The following is a 17240-nucleotide window of genomic DNA, read 5'->3' on the forward strand; positions in this document are numbered from 1 at the left end:
GGGAGCCGCTTTCCGCGGTCTCACTCCCCGGCGGGGCAGGAACGCGTCCCGGAGGGCAGCCGGCCGTCGATCAGGAAGTGGTCCACGTACCCCTGCACGCAGCGCGAGGCGACGTACCCGGTGTGCCCGTCGCCCTTGTAGTCCACGACCACGGTGTTGCCGAGCCGCTTCGCCGTCTCCTCCGTCCACTCGTACGGGGTGGCCGGATCCCCGCGGGTCCCGACGAGCAGGATCCGCGGGATCCCGGCGGGGCGGTCGATCCTGCGGAGGAAATCGGTGCCGGCCGGGCGCCCGTAGCAGGCCAGCACCGTCATCAGCTGGCGCGGCCCGAAGATCGGCGAGGCGGCGAGGAAGACCGGCTGGAGCGCCTCCAGCTCCTGCGCGACGGCCGCCGGGGAGGCCTTGGCGTCGCCGCGGTCCGGGTCGTCGGCGCAGTTCACGGCGACGAGCGCGGCGGCCGCGTTGTCGGCGGGCACGGCGACGGCGCCGGCCGCCTCCTCCCGGGGCGGCGGCGGTTCCTCCGGACCGCCGAGCTGCATCAGCCCCACGGGGTCGCCGCCCCGCTCCACCAGGGCGAGCGCCTCCGCGAGGCCGGGCCACGACTTCTGCGAGTACAGGGCGGTCCCGATGGCGTCGGCCACGTCCTGCCCGGTGAACCGCAGTCCGCCCTCGCCGGTCAGCGGCGTTGCGTCCAAGCGGGTGACGAGGTCCTGGACCTTCTCCTTGGCGGTACGGGTGTTCGTGCCGTAGACGCAGTCCGTCTGGTGCGCGCACCAGACGAGGAAGTTGTCCAGCGCCCGCTGCTGGCCGACCGCCGACAGCAGGGCCTGCTCGCCGAGCGGCTCGGAGAGGGTGTCGACCCCGTCGAGGGCCATCCGGCCGGTGCGGCGCGGGAACAGCGCGGCGTACACCGCGCCGAGGCGCGTGCCGTAGGAGAACCCGAGGAAGTCGAGCTTGTCCTCCCCGAGGGCCTCGCGCAGCAGGTCCATGTCGCGGGCCACGCTGACGGTACCGACGTACGGGAGCACCGGGCCGGAGTCGAGCGCGCAGCGCTTGGCGACGGCCCGGAGGGCGGCGAGCTCGGCGGCGGGCCCCTCGGGGGCCGCCCCTCCCCCCTGGGTGCCTCCCCCGCAGGTGATGGGGGCGCTGCGGCCGACGCCGCGGGGGTCGAAGGCGACGAGGTCGTAGCGCTTGTTGAGCTCCGCGAAGGCGTTGGGGTCGGCGGCGAGGGTGGAGATGCCGGGGGCGCCGGGGCCGCCGAAGTTCAGCACGAGGGAGCCGAGCCGCTTGCCGCCGGGCGCGGTGGCGGGGAGCCGGGCGAGGGCGATCCGGACCGTCCCGCCGGCCTTGGCTTCGTAGTCGAGCGGCACGGTGAGGGTGCCGCAGCGCATGCCGGCGGGCACGGGCTTCTCGGGGCACGTGCCCCACTGGATCGCCGTACGGGCGGGTGTGCGCGGGGGTGCCGTGCCGGGCACGGCGGCGAGCAGGGCGCCGGCCAGGGCGGTGCCGACGACTCCGGCGCCTATCCGGGTACGCGCCCGCGGGGCCGAGCGGCAGCCGAGGCGGGAGCCGGAGCCGGAGCCCGACCGGGAACGGGAACGGGAACGGGAACGGGAACGGGAACGGTGCACTGCACCCTCCTGGAGCGGCCCCCCGGACCAGTGAGCCCACCATAAGCGCGCCCCCCGCACCCCGCTCCGCAAGCCCCTCACCCATCCGGCCGCTTGACGCACACAATCGGATCCGGGCGGGTACGGAGCACGGGCCGAGGAGCCGAGGGGGCGCGCGCATGCGGGAGCGGGACGTACTGGTCGAGCGGTACGAGCTGACCGGGTTACTGGGCCGGGGCGGCTTCGGCGAGGTGTGGCGGGCCTTCGACACCCGGGTGCGCCGGACGGTCGCGGTCAAGATCGGACATCCGCGGTCGGCGGAGGACCGGGAGCGGTTCGCCTCCGAAGCGCACCTCGCGGGCACCCTCGCGCACCCCTGCATCGCGGCCCTGTACGACTACGGCGAGGCGCAGTACGAGGGGCAGCCGCTCGTCTACCTGGTCATGGAACTCGTCGAGGGGGAGACCCTCGCCGCCATCGTGCGCCGCGGGGTGCCGCCCACGGCGTCCGCCCTCGTCTGGGCCCGGGACGTGTGCGAGGCGCTCGGGGCCGCACACGAGCGGAACGTGGTGCACCGGGACATCAAGGCCCTGAACGTGATGATCACCGGGCACGGCGGCGGGCCGGGCACGGGCCGCGCAAAGGTGCTCGACTTCGGCATCGCCAAGTACCTGCACCAGCCCGGCCTCACGGCCACGGGCTACGTCATCGGCTCCTTCGAGTACATGGCGCCGGAGCGCCTGCTCGGCGCCGCGTCCGTCGACGGGCGGGCCGACCTCTACGCCCTGGGCTGCCTCCTGATGCAGCTGCTGACGGGGCAGCTCCCCTTCCCCGCGCAAGAAGTCGGGGCGTTGTCGTACGCGCACGCCCACGCGGAGCCGCCGCTGCCCAGCTCGCTGCGGCCCGGGCTTCCGCCCGGGGCCGACCGGCTGGTGCTGGACCTGCTCGCCAAGGACCCGGCACACCGTCCGGCCGGAGCCGCCGAGGTGATCGACCGGCTGAACGCCCTGATCCGCGGGGACGAGGAACCGTCCGCCGCCCGTGACGCCGCCACCCGTGACGCCGTCGGCCGGACACCCGGCCGGACCTCCGGCCGGACGCCCACGGACCCTCGCAGGCCCCTCGACCGCACCCGCACCGACACGCGCCCGGCTGCTGGGCGTCCTGGGGCCCGAGGACCGCCGGACCATCGACGTGCAGGCGGTACTGGCCGGCTCGGCCGCCGCACGGGGGCAGGTCGACGGCCGGCCGTGGCTCTCCGTGCTCGGTGAGGTCATCGAACGCTCCACCCGTCTGCTGGGCGCCGACGACGAGATCACTCTGATCGCCCGGCTGGACCTCGCGGAGGCCCTGGACCGCGAATACGACGGGCACGCCCGGCCGTTGGCCGCCCCGCGGGAGCGCACCCCGGAGCAGGCCGCCCGCCGCCGGGACCTGCTCGCGCCGCTGCTGCCCGACCTGGTCCGGGGCCTGGGCCCCGACGACCCGCGGGTCCGCGACGTCACGCTGCGCCTGGCCCTGGACACCTACGGGCTCGGGGAACACGGCGCGGCCCTGCCGTACTACGAGCAGCTGCTGCCGAGCAGTCCCGCGGCCCTGGGAAGGACCCCCGTCGGCCTGCGGATCCAGCACGCCCACTGCGTCGCCGCGTCCGGGGACCCTCGGCGTGCGGTGGCCCTGCTCGACGCCGTGCTCCGGTTGCTGTACAGCAGGGGGGACGCCCAGTCCGTCCAGTGGGAGAAGCGGGCGCGCGCCCTGCGGTCGGACGCGAAGAAGAAGCAGCGGCGACAGGGGCCGGGCGGCGGCCTGCGGGGCCGGATCCGCGACTGACCCGTCGGCCGCCCGACCCGTACATTGCCCTCGCCGGCCCGGGCATTGCCCACGCAGGCCCGGGCCCTGCCCACGCAGGCCCATCCCGGCCCGTGCCGCCGCACCCCGACCGGCCCGTCAGGGCCGCCGGTACAGCGCCTCGATCTCCCGCGCGAAGTCCCGTGCGACCGCGCCCCTCTTCAGCTTCAGCGAGGGCGTCAAGTGCCCCCGCTCCTCCGTGAAGTCCCCCTCCAGCACCGCGAACCGCCGGATCGACTCCGCCCGCGACACCAGCCGGTTCGCCTCGTCGACCGCCCGCTGGATGTCGGCCCGCAGTTCCTCGTCGCCCACCAGCTCCCTGATCGGCACGCCCACCTTCTTGCGCATCTGCCGCCAGTGCTGGAGCCCTTCCGGTTCCAGGGTGATCAGCGCGGTGACGTAGGGCCGGTTGTCGCCGACCACCATGCACTGGCCCACCAGCGGGTGGGCCCGTAGCCAGTCCTCCAGGGGCGCCGGGGCCACGTTCTTGCCGCCGGAGGTGATGATCAGGTCCTTCTTCCGCCCGGTGATCGTCAGGTAGCCGTCCTCGTCGAGCTCCCCGATGTCCCCCGTGGACAGCCACTGTTCGCCGCCCACCGCCACGCCGCTGTTCCAGTACCCCGCGAACACGTGCGGCCCCCGCAACAGCACCTCCCCGTCGTCGGCGATCCGTACCGCCGTCCCGGGCAGCGGCCATCCCACCGTGCCCAGCCGGGGCCGCAGCGGCGGGGTGACGGTCGCGGCCGCGGTCGTCTCCGTGAGCCCGTAGCCCTCGAAGACCTCGATGCCCGCGCCCGTGTAGAAGGCGGCGAGGCGCCGGCCGAGCGGGGAGCCGCCGCTCAGGATGTACCGCACGCGCCCGCCCAGCGCCGCCCGGATCCGCCGGTACACGAGCGGTTCGTACAGCGCCCGGCCCAGCCGCAGCGCCAGCCCGGGCCGCTTGCCCTCGACCAGCTCGCCGAAGCTGCGCGCGATCCGCGCGGCCCGGTCGAAGGAGGAGGCCCGGCCCATCTTCTCGGCCGTCGCCCGGCCGGTGTTGTAGACCTTCTCCAGGACGTACGGGATCGCCAGCAGGAACGTCGGCCGGAAGCCGGCCAGGTCGGCCAGGAGGTCCTCGCTGCGGATGCTCGGCGCGTGGCCCAGCTTCACCCGCGCCCGCATGCAGCCGACGGCCACCATCCGTCCGAAGACGTGCGACAGGGGCAGGAAGAGCAGGGTGGAGGCCGGGTCCTTGCTGACCGACTTGAAGACGGGGTGCAGCAGCTCCACCGCGTTGTCGACCTCGGCGAAGAAGTTGGCGTGCGTCAGCACGCACCCCTTGGGCTGCCCGGTCGTCCCGGAGGTGTAGATCAGCGTCGCGACGGACTCCGGCGCGCACCCGGCCCGCCGGGCCGCCACGACCTCGTCGGGCACGTGCTCCCCGGCCTTGACCAGCCGGGCCACGGCGCCCGTGTCGAACTCCCAGAGGTGGCGCAGCCAGGGCAGGTTGGCCCGCTCCGAGCTGATGATCCGCGCCTGTGCGGTGTCTTCGACCGCGCAGGCGACGGCGCCCGAGTCCTGGATGATCCAGCGCGCCTGGATCGCGGAGGAGGTCGGGTACACCGGTACGGTGATCAGCCCGGCCGCCCAGCCCGCGAAGTCCAGCAGGGTCCACTCGTAGGTGGTCCTCGCCATGATGGCCAGCCGGTCGCCCGGCCGCAGCCCCTCGGCGATCAGCCCCTTCGCGACGGCGAGCACCTCGCCGGCGAACTCGGCGGCCGTGACGTCCCGCCAGGTCCCGTCCCGCTCCTTGCGGGCGAGTACGGCTTCCCCCGGCGCCTCCCGGGCATTGTCGAAGGGGATGTCCCCGAGGGACCCGCGGACCGGCACCGGTGCCAGCGGGGGCACCCACACCTGGCGGACCCGCCCCTCGATGACGGTCTTGACGGGTTCGACGGGCTTCGGGGAACTGACGACCCTCACCAGGCTCGATTCGGCGGTCACGGCGTGCCTCTCTGGCCGGACGGAGTGTTACCGCCGGTAATTTACTTAGCGGTAACCACCCCTGAACACCCCTGTGCCCGCCTTTTCACCGTTGCTCCACGCCGCGCCGCCCGCACCGCCACCTCGCCCACACCCCCGCCTCCCGCACGCATGCCGCGTAAAGCCGCACAAAGCCGATGACGGAAGATCATCCGCCCGGAAGACTGTCCCCATGACCTCCCCCGACCCGAAGAACCCCAAGGCCGAGCTCCTCTTCTACCTCCGGTCGGCCCGCGAGGCCCTCCTCTGGAAGCTCGACGGCCTCTCGGAGTACGACGCCCGCCGCCCGCTCACCCCCACCGGCACCAACCTCCTGGGCCTGGTGAAGCACGCGGCCACCACGGAGCTGGGCTACCTCGGCGACACCTTCGGCCGCCCCTCCGGCGAACCGCTGCCCTGGGTCGCGCGGGACGCCGAACCCAACGCGGACATGTGGGCCACCCCGGACCAGTCGCGCGCGGACGTCATCGGCCTCTACCACCGCGCGTGGGCGCACGCGGACGCGACGCTCGACGCACTCCCCCTGGACACGATCGGCACGGTCCCGTGGTGGCCGAGCCACGACAACGAGGTCTCCCTGCACCACGCCGTGGTCCGCGTCGTCTCCGACACCCACCGGCACGCCGGCCACGCCGACATCCTCCGCGAACTGCTCGACGGCGCGGTGGGCATGCAGCCGGCCAACCCCGGCGTCCCGCCGGGCGACACCACCTGGTGGAAGGCCCACCACGACCGCCTGGAGCGAGCGGCGCGGGACGCCGAGACGACCGGCCGGGGCGCACATCCCGCCTAGGGCCTGTCGCCGACCGCGGGAAGGCGCCCGCCAGTCGGCCGTCAGGCACCCGTCAGGCTGCCTTCCCGGCCTTCTTGATCAGGTCGACCTGAAGCTCGGCCATCTGCTTCGTACCGTCGTCGGCGTACAGACTCGCCTGGACGTACGCCACGACATTGCCGACGCGCAGGACGACCCGGGTCGCCTTCCCGCCCTTGCCGAACGCCTCGGTTTCATCCGCGCCGGCTTCGAGCCGCATCGGCTCCGGCGCGGACTCGCGGCTGCGTATCTTCGCCGCCAGGCCCTTCACCGCGGCGCTCGCGGCCTGTTGCGAGCCGAACGAGAAGAGGGTGAACTCGACCTCGTCGTCGTCCGCGTTCCCCCGCACCGCAGCCTCCTTGTGGCCCGCGGCCACCAGGCCGTCGCACGGCGTACCGGTCTCCTTGGTGCAAGGCTGTAGCGCCCGCTCCCCCTCGAGCACCGCCATGTCATCGCCGACCCAGACGTCACCCAGGGCCTCGTTGGTCGGGAGCGCCGACCAGACCTGCGGCACGGACAGCGTGCCGGAGGCCTTCTTGCCCTTCCCTTCACCACTCCCGATTCCGGGAGCACCCACGGCCGCGGCCGCATCCGCGTCCGCGCCACCCCCACAACCGGTCAGCGCCGCCACCAGCGCCACCGCACACACGGTCCCCCGCACAACGGACTTCACTCTGAACTCCCAGCATTCCTTGATCCCTTGAACCTCCCCACTTAACCACCCACCCCCCATCCCCCCTGCTCCGGGAGGGCGCGGGAGGGCGCGGACGCACGCGGACGGACCCATCGCGGCCGGCCCGGGCCGGGCGTACGTACGAGGCCACCGGGGCCTACACCTCCGGTATCAAGAGCCGGCGTTCAGCCCTCGCGGTACCTGCGCAGCCGAGGAGCACGTACGGCGGGCAGCCCGACCAGCGTGTCCTCGAAGGCGTGTTGGTGGGGTGTCAGCGGGTACCACGGGCCCGCAGGCGCGGGGTAGTCGTCGCGCAGGACGCCTTCCGGGAGCACCCCGGTCGCGGGCATCGGCGAGGTCTCGCCCGGGTGGGCGAGGTACGCCCAGACCCCGCTGTCCAGCGGTACCACGGCCCCGTCGTCTCCGGCCGGGCGCCAGGGCGTGCCCGTGAGGGGGTGGCGGGGGACCAGGAGGATGTCGGGACGGGGTCGGGGCATACGGATCCCCGGACCGGCCAGCCCCGCGGAACGGGCACCGGCACCGGACTCGGCGGGGAGGTACCGGCCGACGGCGTGGCCGAGCAGCTCGGCCACGGGGCCGGCGGGGAGGGTCACCGGGCGGCCCTCGGCGACCACCACGAGATGGGCCAGCGCGACTCCGACCGCCGCCTCCCAGCGGCGGCTCCACACCCCGTCGAGCTCGACGGGTGGGACCCGGTGCTCGGCGCGCTCCAGATCGTCCCAGTCGGGAGGTGGACCGGTGGGGAGCCCCGAGGAGCGAAGTGCGACCGCGTCGGGCTCCAGCCAGACCGTCTGCCACGATCCGCAGTCGTCCACGCGGGTCGCCACGGCCCGCCCGCACCCCTCGCACGCCAGATTGGGACCGGCCCTGCCGTCCACGCCCCGGCAGTAGCCCTCGCACTTCTCTGGCATCAGGGCCATGGACCTCGAGTCGCCGGGAGCGATGACGATCCGGTTCCGCGCGCCGAACGAGACGGAGTACACCGGCGCGTACACGCCCTGCCGGGCAGCCGCCTCCTCCCCGACTTCCTCCCACAACCGCCACGGCGGCCCGGTGGGCAGCGGGTCGACGGCGTACGTCGCGGGCTCCATGAGGGGAGGATGGAGCTCCTCCCACCCCCCGTGGTGGGTGTGGACGGGGAGAGCGACCCGGGACACCGGCGCCGTCAGCTCCGTACCGCATCCTGCGCACGCGAACACGTCCAAACCAGCTCCCCCTCGCCCCGATCACCCGCGGATTGTGTCCCGCCCGCGGCAGTGGATCCACCGGATTTCGCCACGGAGCTTCACACCCGGTCCATGTGGATCGCCCACGAGCCGGCCGGCACGTTCCCCACCCTGCGCACGAACGCCGATCGAATCTCCGGCGCAGCAACTACGCACCGGACGAGCGGGCGTGCAGCCGACCCAGGTGGTTCAGCCACCCGTCGCACGTGCCAAACCTCTGCGTACACCATCACTCAGACCAACTCCGACCTGCGCGAAGGCTTCAACGCCGCACTTCAGGGCCGCTGATCCGCGCCGGTGGCCCCGTATCGCCTTGCCCGGGAGGTGTGGGCCTCGCATGATCTCCGCATGGACGACATACCGAACCAACTCCCCGGCACGCTGCCCGCGTTGCGCGCCAGAGCGGCCGACGCGGGCTTCGCCCTCTCCTGCGAGGACCGTACGGGCAGCCTCCTGGCGGCGCTGGCCGCCGGCCGGCCCGCGGGCCGGATTCTGGAGCTCGGCACCGGTGCGGGCGAGGGGGCCGCCTGGCTCCTCAGCGGCATGGACCCCGCCGCCCACCTGACCACCGTCGAACTCGACGACTCCGTCCAGGCCATCGCCCGGGAAGAACTGGGTGCGGACCCGCGGGTGACCTTCGTGTCCGGGGACGGCGGTACGTGGCTGGAGGACTTCGACGGCGCCCCCTTCGACCTCGTCTTCGCGGACACCTGGCCGGGCAAGTTCACCCACCTCGACCGGGCCCTGGACCTCGTGGCTCCCGGCGGGACCTACCTGATCGACGACCTCCTCCCCCAGCCCGGCTGGCCGGACGGCCACAAGGCCTCCGTCGCACGCCTGCTGGCCGAGCTGGACGAACGCAAGGACTTCCGGTGCGTCCGCCTGACCTGGGCGAGCGGCCTGCTGATGGCGGTACGCACGGCCTGCCCGCGCCCTCAGGGCCGCCTCGATGTCCGGACCAAGCACTGACAGGCCACGCCGTAACCGCATCATCGGTATGTACGTTGAACAGTGCGCAGACGGTTCGTCCTGAACCCGGGGTGGGACATGGCCAAACCGAAGCGCGTGGGGATCTACGTCGGGATCAGCAAGGACCGGAAGGGTCTGGGGCTGGGCCTCAAGCGGCAGGAGACAGCTTGCCGCGAGCTGTGCGAGCAGCGGGGGTGGTCCGTACACAAGATCTACCCGGAAAACGACACGTCGGCATCGACAACGAGCCGGAAACAGCGGCCGCAGTACGCCGAGATGATGCGGGATGCCAAGGCTGGAGTCATCGACGCCATCGTCGTGTACTCGATCGACCGCCTCACGCGTCGTATCGCCGAGCTCACGACGATGGCGAGACCGAGCCGGCCTCTCAGGGCTCCGGCAAGCGGAAGCACCAAATCTGCCAGACGAGATCAAGAGACTGGAGGAGCGCGTCCGTCTCCTCAGGCTTCGTTGGAAAGAAGGCCACATGGCCGATGAGGACTACTTCGACTCGCTGACGCATCTCCGCCTAGGGCTCCAGCAGCTTCGAGCACGTGAGATCGCCGCTGTCGCTTCAGGAGCCCACGCCGAGACGGATGCGCTGGCGGTGTGGCGCGATGGGACCGAGGAGACCTTGGAGCTCCATCGGGCGCTCGTGGCAAGCGTGATCAAAGAGGTCGAGGTCTTCAGCCTGGGACGCGGGCGCAGGAAGCCTCCCGAGGCCGACTCCATCAGCATCACGCGCGCCGGTGCGGATTCGGGTGCTCCGCTGACAGAGACCACCTCCTCCGATCGGGTGTGAGACGCCGGAGCGCCCCGGATCAGTGGGATCCGAGGCGCTCCTTTCGCCGAACCGGGCCGACCTGCCTTACACGGGAACCGGCACGGCCACCGGGCGCTCGTCCAGGGCCTCCAGCGCCTCCGACTCGCCCTCGTGGGCATCGTCGTCCCCATCGATCGCCAACGACGTCACCGTGTTGTAGGCATCGCGGTCGAGAATGCCTTCGCGTGCGGCCACGATCAACGGCGCTACGACCTGGCCGGCCACGTTGGTGGCGGTGCGCATCATGTCCAGGATCGGGTCGATCGCCATCAGCAGGCCCACGCCCTCCAGCGGGAGGCCCAGCGTGGAGAGGGTCAGGGTCAGCATGACCGTGGCGCCCGTCAGGCCGGCCGTCGCGGCGGAGCCGATGACCGAGACGAAGGCGATGAGGAGGTAGTCGGTGATGCCGAGCTGCACACCGAAGATCTCCGCGATGAAGATCGCGGCGAGCGCCGGGTAGATCGCGGCGCAGCCGTCCATCTTGGTGGTCGCGCCGAACGGGACGGCGAAGGAGGCGTACTCCTTCGGGACGCCGAGGCGCTCGGTGACCTTCTGGGTGACCGGCATGGTGCCGACCGAGGAGCGGGAGACGAAGGCCAGCTGGATGGCCGGCCAGGCGCCCTTGAAGAACTGGAGCGGGTTGACCTTGGCGACGCTCCACAGGAGCAGCGGGTAGACGCCGAACATCACGAGCGCGGAGCCGACGTACACGTCCACCGTGAAGGTGGCGTACTTGCCGAGCAGGTCCCAGCCGTACGTGGCGATCGCGGTGCCGATCAGGCCGACGGTGCCGATCGGGGCGAGGCGGATGACCCACCACAGGGCCTTCTGGAGCAGCTCCAGCACGGACTCGGCGAGGTTCAGCACCGGCTGGGCCTTGCTGCCGAGCTGGAGGGCGGCGATACCGGCGACGGCGGCGAGGAAGACGATCTGCAGGACGTTCAGTTCGGTGAACGGCGTGATGATGTCGGTCGGCACGATGCCGGTCAGGAAGTCCAGCCAGGAACCTTCGCGCTTCGGCAGCTTGCCGTCCTGCGGGGTGAGGCCGGTGCCGGAGCCCGGGTTGGTGAGCAGTCCGATGGCGAGGCCGATGGCCACCGCGATCAGCGACGTGATCATGAACCAGAGCAGCGTGCGCGAGGCGAGCCGCGCGGCGTTGTTCACCTTCCGGAGGTTGGTGATCGACACCAGGATGGCGAAGAAGACGAGCGGGGCGACGGCCAGCTTCAGGAGCTGGACGAATATGTCGCCTATCTGCTCCAGGGTCGTACCGAGCCAGCTGATCTCCTGGCTGCGGGTGACCCAGCCGAGCAGAACGCCGAGCACGAGGCCGGTGACGATCTGGGCCCAGAAGGGGAACTTGAACGAGGACGGCTTCTTCGCCGGGGCGGGGGCCTCGGCGGCAGGGGTCTGCGGTGACGCGGACACGGACACTCTCCGGGTGGTTCTGCGGTTTCTGCGGTGGGGTGGTGGTGCGGTGCGGCAGCACCCGGAAACGCGAGGAGCCGGGCGGGCGGGACCGCTGCTGTGCCAGAGCTGGTCGCGGGACTCAGCGACAACAGCAACAGGCCGCGGACGCGCGGCGGCAGAGGTCGACGTGCAGGCGCGCCACGAGCGGAACGCTCGGGGTCATCTGGTGCGCGGCTGTCGTCAACATGTTGAACACGCTAACACTTCACCTTTGGGAATCTCAAAGTCTCCCTTTGGGTCAACTGGGCCGCCGCAGGCCGGAAACCCCGGCGAACCCCTGCGAAAACGCCGAATGCCCCGGCCTCACGGGTGGTGAACCCGGGCCGGGGCATTTCGGTGTGTGATGAAGCTAACTGCTCCGTACTAGCTGGCGCGCGCGGCCTCGTCGACCGCGTCGTCCTCCTGGCTGCGGTTCGCGGCGAGCTTGTCCTTCGCACCCGCGACGCGTCCGGAAATGGCCACGGACATCTCGTCGCGCTGCTTGCGCAGCAGCACGAAGGAGAGCGGAGCGGAGAGCACGAGGGCGAGCAGCACGACCCAGGCGGGGTTGGCGTCACCGAGACCGGAGGGCACCCAGCCCAGCCGGACCAGACCGGCGACGAGGACGAGGCACCCGACGAAGATCCCCAGGCGCATCGCGGTGTAACGGATCGTCGCGCTCGGCTTGAGGGACACGGTGACCCCTTCTCTCTTCGTCGTGGTCGTACGTCGGCGCGCAGGTCGGCTCGTACGTCGGCTCGTGCCCGTCCAGTGAAGCACGACGCGGTCATCCGCAGGGCTGGAGGGGGGCATCGACGGGCACGAGCCGCAGCGCGGACAGCGGAACCTTGAGCGCGGCCTTCTCGCGCGGGTCCCACAGAACGGCAGTTCCGCCCGCGTCGCCGAGCGAGAGGTAGGGACGTACGGGATCCAGCGTTCCGCCGTCCACGGGCACTTGGGCCACGTCCTTGACGGGGCGTACGCAGACCCACTCGGGCCTGATCCCGTAGTAGCGGCCCGGGGTCCGCCCCTCGGCGGCCGCGGCGACCGCCTCCTGCCCGGCGGTCGACGCGGACACGAACGCCAGGCCGAGCACCCCGGCCATCAGTGCGTAGACGCTCACGAACGCGACGGCGGTGTACCCGAACCAGCGGCTGGTGATCATGCGGTGGGTATGGCGCATGTATCCGAGGACGGCGGGGGCGATGAGCAGGACCAGCACCGCGGCCAGCAGTCTGAACGTCGCCAGCAGACGCATCGCCGCCGGGACTTCGACGTCCTCCATGTCGAGGTCGAAGGCGTCCAGGTAGAGGGTCGGCAGGGCCAGCCCGAGGCCGGGGAACAGGCCGGGCAGGAAAGCCAGGAACGCGGGCAGCAGCCAGGGCAGGGTCAGCGCCCACCGCGACTGCCGCACCCAGAGCCACACCCCGGTGAGCACCAGGTAGCCGAAGCCGATCCCGATCACCACGACCCCGAAGCCCAGCTGCCGGTCGGGGGCCGTCGCCACGGCCAAGCCGCCGAAGGCGGCCGCCAGCAGGGGTGCACTGCACCCGAGCGCCAGGAGCTTCGCACCGGAGAGCTCGGGGAACACCCAGCGGGCGATCATGAGCGCGGCCGCCATGGCGCCGAGGAGGAACGGCAGCGTGGGCACCACGGACCAGAGCGGCCCCGCGCCCCACAGCCCCGCCGTCCAGGCACCGCAGACGAGCCCGACCAGCGCCGGGAACCTCATCATGGCCATCCGCCGCGAGGGCGCGCGCCGCAGGGGCCAGACTGACGGCGGTGGCGGCGGCGTCACGTCCATGGAGCGCCGTACGGCCACATCGGCCTGCGGCACGGGCACCCCGGGCAGCGCACGCGACGCGAGGACCAGGGCCTCCTCCTCGCCGCCGGCCCGCACCTGACGGCCCGTGTCCCGGCTGCCCAGGGTGCGGGCGGCCCAGGCCGCCGCGCCCGCCCGCCACCGGCCCGCCCGGGTTGCCGCCGGCTGCTCCCCGGCCGGCAGGGAGCGGAAGACGTACCAGACGGGCAGGTCCACCGGATCCCGCTCGACGCACTGCACCGCCTCCACGACGAGGTCGAGCACCAGGCGGTCGGATATGACTTCGAGGTGCTCCCGGGCCGCGGTCGACGCCCGGATCGCCGATCCGGGGAACCTGACCTCGACCGTGTACTGGCAGTCGGCCTCCCCCCGGAGCCCGGAGACCTGTTCCTCGCGCCGGTTCAGCACCGGCCAGCCCCGCGCCTGCAGTTCGGCCTCGAACAGCGCGCAGTCCGTCGCCGTCCCCTTCAGCCGCGCCAGCGCCACGGCCCGCTGGTCCCAGCGATGCCCCGATCCCGTCACTCCCACTGCTGCCTCCCCCGCTCCCCCTCGGACCGGCGAAGCGTACTGGTCAGCCCAGCGGCAGAAGCATCGTGATGTCGTCCCGGTCGTCCCCCGGGGCCACCCGGATCGCACCGGGGACGCGGCCGACCTCCTTGTAGCCGCAGGCGGCGTAGAAGTGCTCCAGGCCCAGCCCGCCCCGGCAGCCGAGGCGGACCGCCTCGATGCCCTCCATCGTGCGGGCGGCGTCCGCGACGGCGTCCATCAGCGCGCGGCCGACGCCGCGGCCCTGGAGGGCGGGGTCGACCATGACCGTGTAGACCCAGACCCAGTGCTTCTGCAGCCGGTGCTGGTTGGGGGCGATGACGGCGGTGGCGCGCACCCGGCCGGTGGTGTCGTACCCGACGAGCAGGCGGCTGCGGCCCTCGGCTGCCGCGGCGAGGTGCTTGTCGACCTCGGGGCGGACGTCCTCGATGGCGACGGGCGGTACGAAGCCCACCGCGCCGCCGGCGTTGGACACGTCGGTCCACAGCGCGGCGAAGTCTTCGGCCAGGACGGAGCCGGAGCCGGGAGCGAGGTCCGGGGCGGGGTCGGGGCCGGGGTCGACGACCGGATCGAGGATGAAAGTAAGGGTCATATAGCTAGTTTAGCTATTACCGCATGGCGTGCACAAAGGGCCCCGGCCTCCCCACCGGGAGGCCGGGGCCCGAGCGTCAGGCAGCGGGGCCGGGCGTCAGACCCGCATCGCCTGCGGCGTCTCGCGGAGCTCCGCGTCCGGGCCGGGGTACTCGCGGATGATCTCGTAGCGCGTGTTGCGCTCGACCGGGCGGAAGCCCGCCTCGCGGATCAGTTCCAGCAGGTCTTCGCGGCCCAGCTTGTTCGGGGTGCCGTAGTTGTCCGCGTCGTGCGTGATCTTGTACTCGACGACCGAGCCGTCCATGTCGTCCGCACCGTGCTGGAGGGCGAGCTGCGCCGTCTGCACGCCGTGCATCACCCAGAAGACCTTCACGTGCGGGACGTTGTCGAAGAGCAGGCGGGAGACCGCGAAGGTCTTCAGCGCCTCGGCGCCCGTCGCCATCGTCGTGCGCGCCTGGAGCTTGTTGCGCACCTTGCCGTCCTTCATGTCCACGAAGTCGTGCTGGTAGCGCAGCGGGATGAAGACCTGGAAACCGCCGGTCTCGTCCTGCAGTTCGCGCAGCCGGAGCACGTGGTCCACGCGGTGGCGCGGCTCCTCGATGTGCCCGTAGAGCATCGTCGCCGGGGTCTTGAGGCCCTTGGAGTGCGCGAGGCGGTGGATGCGCGACCAGTCTTCCCAGTGGGTGTTGTGGTCGACGATGTGCTGGCGGACCTCCCAGTCGAAGATCTCCGCGCCGCCGCCGGTGAGGGACTCCAGGCCGGCCTCGATCAGCTCGTCCAGGATGTCGGAGGCCGACATGCCGGAGATCGTCTCGAAGTGGTGGATCTCGGTCGCCGTGAACGCCTTCAGCGAGACGTTCGGCAGCGCCTCCTTCAGCGCGGAGAGCGAGCGCGGGTAGTACCGCCACGGCAGGCTGGGGTGCAGGCCGTTGACGATGTGCAGCTCGGTGAGGTTCTCGCCCTCCATGGTCTTGGCCAGGCGGACGGCTTCCTCGATGCGCATCGTGTACGCGTCCTTCTCGCCCGGCTTGCGCTGGAACGAGCAGTACGCGCACGAGGCCGTGCACACGTTCGTCATGTTGAGGTGGCGGTTGACGTTGAAGTGGACGACGTCGCCGTTCTTGCGCATGCGCACCTCGTGGGCGAGACCACCGAGCCAGGCCAGGTCGTCCGACTCGTAGAGGGCGATGCCGTCCTCACGGGTCAGCCGCTCGCCGGAGCGAACCTTGTCCTCCAGCTCACGCTTGAACCCAGCGTCCATGCCGGTCCTCTCCTCTGTCCTCGTCCCCGTGCCCGCCCTGCGCGGTCCGCGGCGCGGTACGTGTGCCCCACAACCGCGCCCCAACCGTACTCTCAGCGCCCTCAGGCTTCCTCCGGCAGGCCCCCGACCCGGTTCTCCCACTTGGTGGAGAGCACGATCGTCGTGCGCGTGCGCGAGACGCCCTTGGTGCTGGAGAGCTTGCGGATGATCCGCTCCAGCCCGTCCACGTCGCCGGCCCGGACCTTGAGCATGTACGAGTCGTCGCCGGCGATGAACCAGCAGTCCTCGATCTCCGAGAGGTCGCGCAGCCGGCGGGCCACGTCCTCGTGGTCCGCGGCGTCGGAGAGCGAGATCCCGATCAGCGCCGTGACGCCGAGGCCGAGCGAGGCCGCGTCCACGGTCGCGCGGTACCCGGTGATGACTCCGGCCGTCTCCAGCCGGTTGATCCGGTCGGTGACGCTGGGGCCGGAGAGGCCCACGAGCCGGCCCAGCTCGGCGTACGAGGCGCGTCCGTTCTCACGAAGTGCCTGGATGAGCTGCTTGTCCACCGCGTCCATGTACCTGGAACCTTCCATTATTCGGCATTCCCTCAAGTTTACGTATAGAATCAAAGGCGCACAGGGTCGACACCCTGTGAATCTTTCAACAGATCAACGACGATCTGACAATTTTCAGGAGTGGTTCACCGTGTACACGATCGAGATGGCCTACGCGCACATGCGACAGCTCCAGGAGCTGGCCAACCGATCCCGCACCGACCAGCCCGTCGCCGCACACCGCGTCGACAAGATGCGCAAGCCGGGGCGCGCCAAGAAGCGCTAAAGCGCTAAGCGCCACCGCTTGCCTCCCGGTCCTGCCCGGGAGCGGGCAGGCGGGAGCCTCCGAGCTCCCCTTCCCACCGGCGGTACAACCCGTGCGGCACCCCTGCCGCGTCGAGCACCCGCCCCGCGACGAAGTCCACCAGATCCTGGATGTGCGTCGCACCCGCGTAGAACGCCGGAGAGGCGGGCAGCACCACTGCGCCCGCCTCGTCCAGGCTCACCAGATGCTTCAGCGTCTGCCCGCTCAGCGGGGTCTCCCGTACCGTCACCACCAGCCGGCGCCGCTCCTTGAGCGTCACGCTCGCGACCCGCTGGAGCAGGTCCTTCGACAGCCCGAGCGCCACCCCGGCCACGCAGGCCGTGGACGCGGGCACGATCAGCATCCCCTTGACGGGGTACGAGCCGCTGCTCGGTCCGGCCGCCAGATCCCCGGCCGCCCAGTGACGTACGCCGTCCAGGTCCGGGCGCGCGAAGGTACCGGGCTTGCCGTCGGCCCCCCGCTCCAGCCACTCCCCCAGATCGCCTTGCCAGTGCGCGTCGCGGAACGCGATCCCGGTCTCGTCCAGCAGGGTCAGCCTGGACGCCCGGCTCACCACCAGGTCCACGCTCTCGCCCGCCGCCAGCAGCCCGCGGATCACGGCGGCCGCGTACGGCGTCCCGGACGCACCGGAAACCCCGACCACCCACGGGGTGCGCTTGCCCTCAGTCATACCTCCGAGACTATCCGGCCACCGCCGACGGGCACTG

The 17240-nt window shown here is 71.9% G+C and carries 19 protein-coding genes; 7 read left to right on the forward strand and 12 right to left on the reverse strand.

Annotated features, from left to right (window positions below; all coding sequences use genetic code 11):
* Positions 1 to 20 precede the first annotated feature (20 nt).
* Positions 21 to 1631: an alpha/beta hydrolase gene (locus tag AC3IX6_RS15240; protein ID WP_489370618.1), complete on the reverse strand. Its 1611-nt coding sequence runs from the start codon at positions 1629 to 1631 to the stop codon at positions 21 to 23.
* A 158-nt stretch (positions 1632 to 1789) separates the two neighbouring features.
* On the opposite strand from AC3IX6_RS15240, the gene AC3IX6_RS15245 reads away from it, so the two are divergent.
* Both AC3IX6_RS15245 and AC3IX6_RS15250 read left to right on the forward strand, forming a co-directional pair.
* Positions 1790 to 2881, forward strand: a complete 1092-nt coding sequence (locus AC3IX6_RS15245) for a serine/threonine-protein kinase (RefSeq protein ID WP_489370619.1) — start codon at positions 1790 to 1792, stop codon at positions 2879 to 2881.
* Positions 2805 to 3440: a hypothetical protein gene (locus AC3IX6_RS15250; protein WP_489370620.1), complete on the forward strand. Its 636-nt coding sequence runs from the start codon at positions 2805 to 2807 to the stop codon at positions 3438 to 3440. Before AC3IX6_RS15245 ends, AC3IX6_RS15250 begins: the two co-directional genes overlap by 77 nt.
* Positions 3441 to 3557: 117 nt before the next feature.
* Here AC3IX6_RS15250 and AC3IX6_RS15255 read toward each other — a convergent pair whose 3' ends face one another.
* Positions 3558 to 5420 (reverse strand): AMP-dependent synthetase/ligase, encoded by a 1863-nt coding sequence (locus tag AC3IX6_RS15255; RefSeq protein WP_489371454.1) that lies wholly within the window; start codon positions 5418 to 5420, stop codon positions 3558 to 3560.
* Between the two features lie 232 nt (positions 5421 to 5652).
* Here AC3IX6_RS15255 and AC3IX6_RS15260 point away from each other — a divergent pair, with 232 nt between their 5' ends.
* Complete coding sequence (locus AC3IX6_RS15260) at positions 5653 to 6273, forward strand: DinB family protein (RefSeq protein WP_489370621.1); 621 nt, start codon at positions 5653 to 5655, stop codon at positions 6271 to 6273.
* A 52-nt stretch (positions 6274 to 6325) separates the two neighbouring features.
* Here AC3IX6_RS15260 and AC3IX6_RS15265 read toward each other — a convergent pair whose 3' ends face one another.
* Both AC3IX6_RS15265 and AC3IX6_RS15270 read right to left on the reverse strand, forming a co-directional pair.
* Positions 6326 to 6964 (reverse strand): hypothetical protein, encoded by a 639-nt coding sequence (locus AC3IX6_RS15265; RefSeq protein WP_489370622.1) that lies wholly within the window; start codon positions 6962 to 6964, stop codon positions 6326 to 6328.
* 185 nt (positions 6965 to 7149) lie between these two features.
* On the reverse strand, positions 7150 to 8076 hold the full coding sequence (locus tag AC3IX6_RS15270) for a hypothetical protein (protein WP_489370623.1): 927 nt from the start codon (positions 8074 to 8076) through the stop codon (positions 7150 to 7152).
* A gap of 483 nt (positions 8077 to 8559) precedes the next feature.
* On the opposite strand from AC3IX6_RS15270, the gene AC3IX6_RS15275 reads away from it, so the two are divergent.
* The 3 genes from AC3IX6_RS15275 to AC3IX6_RS15285 all read left to right on the forward strand — a co-directional run bounded on the left by AC3IX6_RS15275 (position 8560) and on the right by AC3IX6_RS15285 (position 9982).
* Complete coding sequence (locus AC3IX6_RS15275) at positions 8560 to 9180, forward strand: O-methyltransferase (protein WP_489370624.1); 621 nt, start codon at positions 8560 to 8562, stop codon at positions 9178 to 9180.
* 78 nt (positions 9181 to 9258) lie between these two features.
* Positions 9259 to 9678 carry a recombinase family protein gene (locus AC3IX6_RS15280; RefSeq protein ID WP_489370626.1) on the forward strand — a complete coding sequence of 140 codons (420 nt, stop codon included), beginning with the start codon at positions 9259 to 9261 and terminating at the stop codon, positions 9676 to 9678.
* A complete protein-coding gene (locus AC3IX6_RS15285; protein WP_489370627.1) occupies positions 9668 to 9982 on the forward strand; it encodes a hypothetical protein in 315 nt (104 codons plus the stop codon). Before AC3IX6_RS15280 ends, AC3IX6_RS15285 begins: the two co-directional genes overlap by 11 nt.
* A 66-nt stretch (positions 9983 to 10048) precedes the next feature.
* Here AC3IX6_RS15285 and AC3IX6_RS15290 read toward each other — a convergent pair whose 3' ends face one another.
* From AC3IX6_RS15290 to AC3IX6_RS15320, 7 genes are all read right to left on the reverse strand, one after another.
* Positions 10049 to 11437: a dicarboxylate/amino acid:cation symporter gene (locus tag AC3IX6_RS15290; RefSeq protein WP_489370629.1), complete on the reverse strand. Its 1389-nt coding sequence runs from the start codon at positions 11435 to 11437 to the stop codon at positions 10049 to 10051.
* Between the two features lie 115 nt (positions 11438 to 11552).
* A complete protein-coding gene (locus tag AC3IX6_RS15295) occupies positions 11553 to 11660 on the reverse strand; it encodes a putative leader peptide (RefSeq protein ID WP_323182336.1) in 108 nt (35 codons plus the stop codon).
* A 176-nt stretch (positions 11661 to 11836) separates the two neighbouring features.
* Positions 11837 to 12148 (reverse strand): DUF4229 domain-containing protein, encoded by a 312-nt coding sequence (locus AC3IX6_RS15300; protein ID WP_489370630.1) that lies wholly within the window; start codon positions 12146 to 12148, stop codon positions 11837 to 11839.
* Between the two features lie 91 nt (positions 12149 to 12239).
* Complete coding sequence (locus AC3IX6_RS15305) at positions 12240 to 13802, reverse strand: hypothetical protein (RefSeq protein WP_489370631.1); 1563 nt, start codon at positions 13800 to 13802, stop codon at positions 12240 to 12242.
* A 43-nt stretch (positions 13803 to 13845) separates the two neighbouring features.
* Positions 13846 to 14412 carry a GNAT family N-acetyltransferase gene (locus AC3IX6_RS15310; RefSeq protein ID WP_489370632.1) on the reverse strand — a complete coding sequence of 189 codons (567 nt, stop codon included), beginning with the start codon at positions 14410 to 14412 and terminating at the stop codon, positions 13846 to 13848.
* Between the two features lie 96 nt (positions 14413 to 14508).
* Complete coding sequence (gene mqnE / locus AC3IX6_RS15315) at positions 14509 to 15672, reverse strand: aminofutalosine synthase MqnE (RefSeq protein WP_489370633.1); 1164 nt, start codon at positions 15670 to 15672, stop codon at positions 14509 to 14511.
* A 101-nt stretch (positions 15673 to 15773) separates the two neighbouring features.
* The gene (locus AC3IX6_RS15320; protein WP_243340137.1) at positions 15774 to 16229 is read right to left on the reverse strand and encodes an Lrp/AsnC family transcriptional regulator; all 456 of its coding nucleotides are present in this window, start codon (positions 16227 to 16229) and stop codon (positions 15774 to 15776) included.
* A gap of 130 nt (positions 16230 to 16359) precedes the next feature.
* Between AC3IX6_RS15320 and AC3IX6_RS15325 the strand changes: the two genes are divergently transcribed.
* Positions 16360 to 16494: a hypothetical protein gene (locus tag AC3IX6_RS15325; RefSeq protein WP_266905748.1), complete on the forward strand. Its 135-nt coding sequence runs from the start codon at positions 16360 to 16362 to the stop codon at positions 16492 to 16494.
* A 4-nt stretch (positions 16495 to 16498) separates the two neighbouring features.
* On the opposite strand, the gene AC3IX6_RS15330 is transcribed toward AC3IX6_RS15325, so the two are convergent.
* Positions 16499 to 17203: a UbiX family flavin prenyltransferase gene (locus AC3IX6_RS15330; RefSeq protein WP_489370634.1), complete on the reverse strand. Its 705-nt coding sequence runs from the start codon at positions 17201 to 17203 to the stop codon at positions 16499 to 16501.
* Positions 17204 to 17240 lie beyond the last annotated feature (37 nt).

The organism is Streptomyces sp. GL_141 (assembly GCF_057834385.1).

Coding starts and splice junctions, on each gene's coding strand:
- AC3IX6_RS15275 (WP_489370624.1), top strand. CDS start 8,560: ATGGACGACATACCGAACCAACTCCCCGGCACGCTGCCCGCGTTGCGC.
- mqnE (WP_489370633.1), bottom strand. CDS start 15,672: ATGGACGCTGGGTTCAAGCGTGAGCTGGAGGACAAGGTTCGCTCCGGC.
- AC3IX6_RS15295 (WP_323182336.1), bottom strand. CDS start 11,660: ATGTTGACGACAGCCGCGCACCAGATGACCCCGAGCGTTCCGCTCGTG.
- AC3IX6_RS15245 (WP_489370619.1), top strand. CDS start 1,790: ATGCGGGAGCGGGACGTACTGGTCGAGCGGTACGAGCTGACCGGGTTA.
- AC3IX6_RS15320 (WP_243340137.1), bottom strand. CDS start 16,229: ATGGACGCGGTGGACAAGCAGCTCATCCAGGCACTTCGTGAGAACGGA.
- AC3IX6_RS15310 (WP_489370632.1), bottom strand. CDS start 14,412: ATGACCCTTACTTTCATCCTCGATCCGGTCGTCGACCCCGGCCCCGAC.
- AC3IX6_RS15330 (WP_489370634.1), bottom strand. CDS start 17,203: ATGACTGAGGGCAAGCGCACCCCGTGGGTGGTCGGGGTTTCCGGTGCG.
- AC3IX6_RS15270 (WP_489370623.1), bottom strand. CDS start 8,076: ATGGAGCCCGCGACGTACGCCGTCGACCCGCTGCCCACCGGGCCGCCG.
- AC3IX6_RS15285 (WP_489370627.1), top strand. CDS start 9,668: ATGGCCGATGAGGACTACTTCGACTCGCTGACGCATCTCCGCCTAGGG.
- AC3IX6_RS15260 (WP_489370621.1), top strand. CDS start 5,653: ATGACCTCCCCCGACCCGAAGAACCCCAAGGCCGAGCTCCTCTTCTAC.
- AC3IX6_RS15280 (WP_489370626.1), top strand. CDS start 9,259: ATGGCCAAACCGAAGCGCGTGGGGATCTACGTCGGGATCAGCAAGGAC.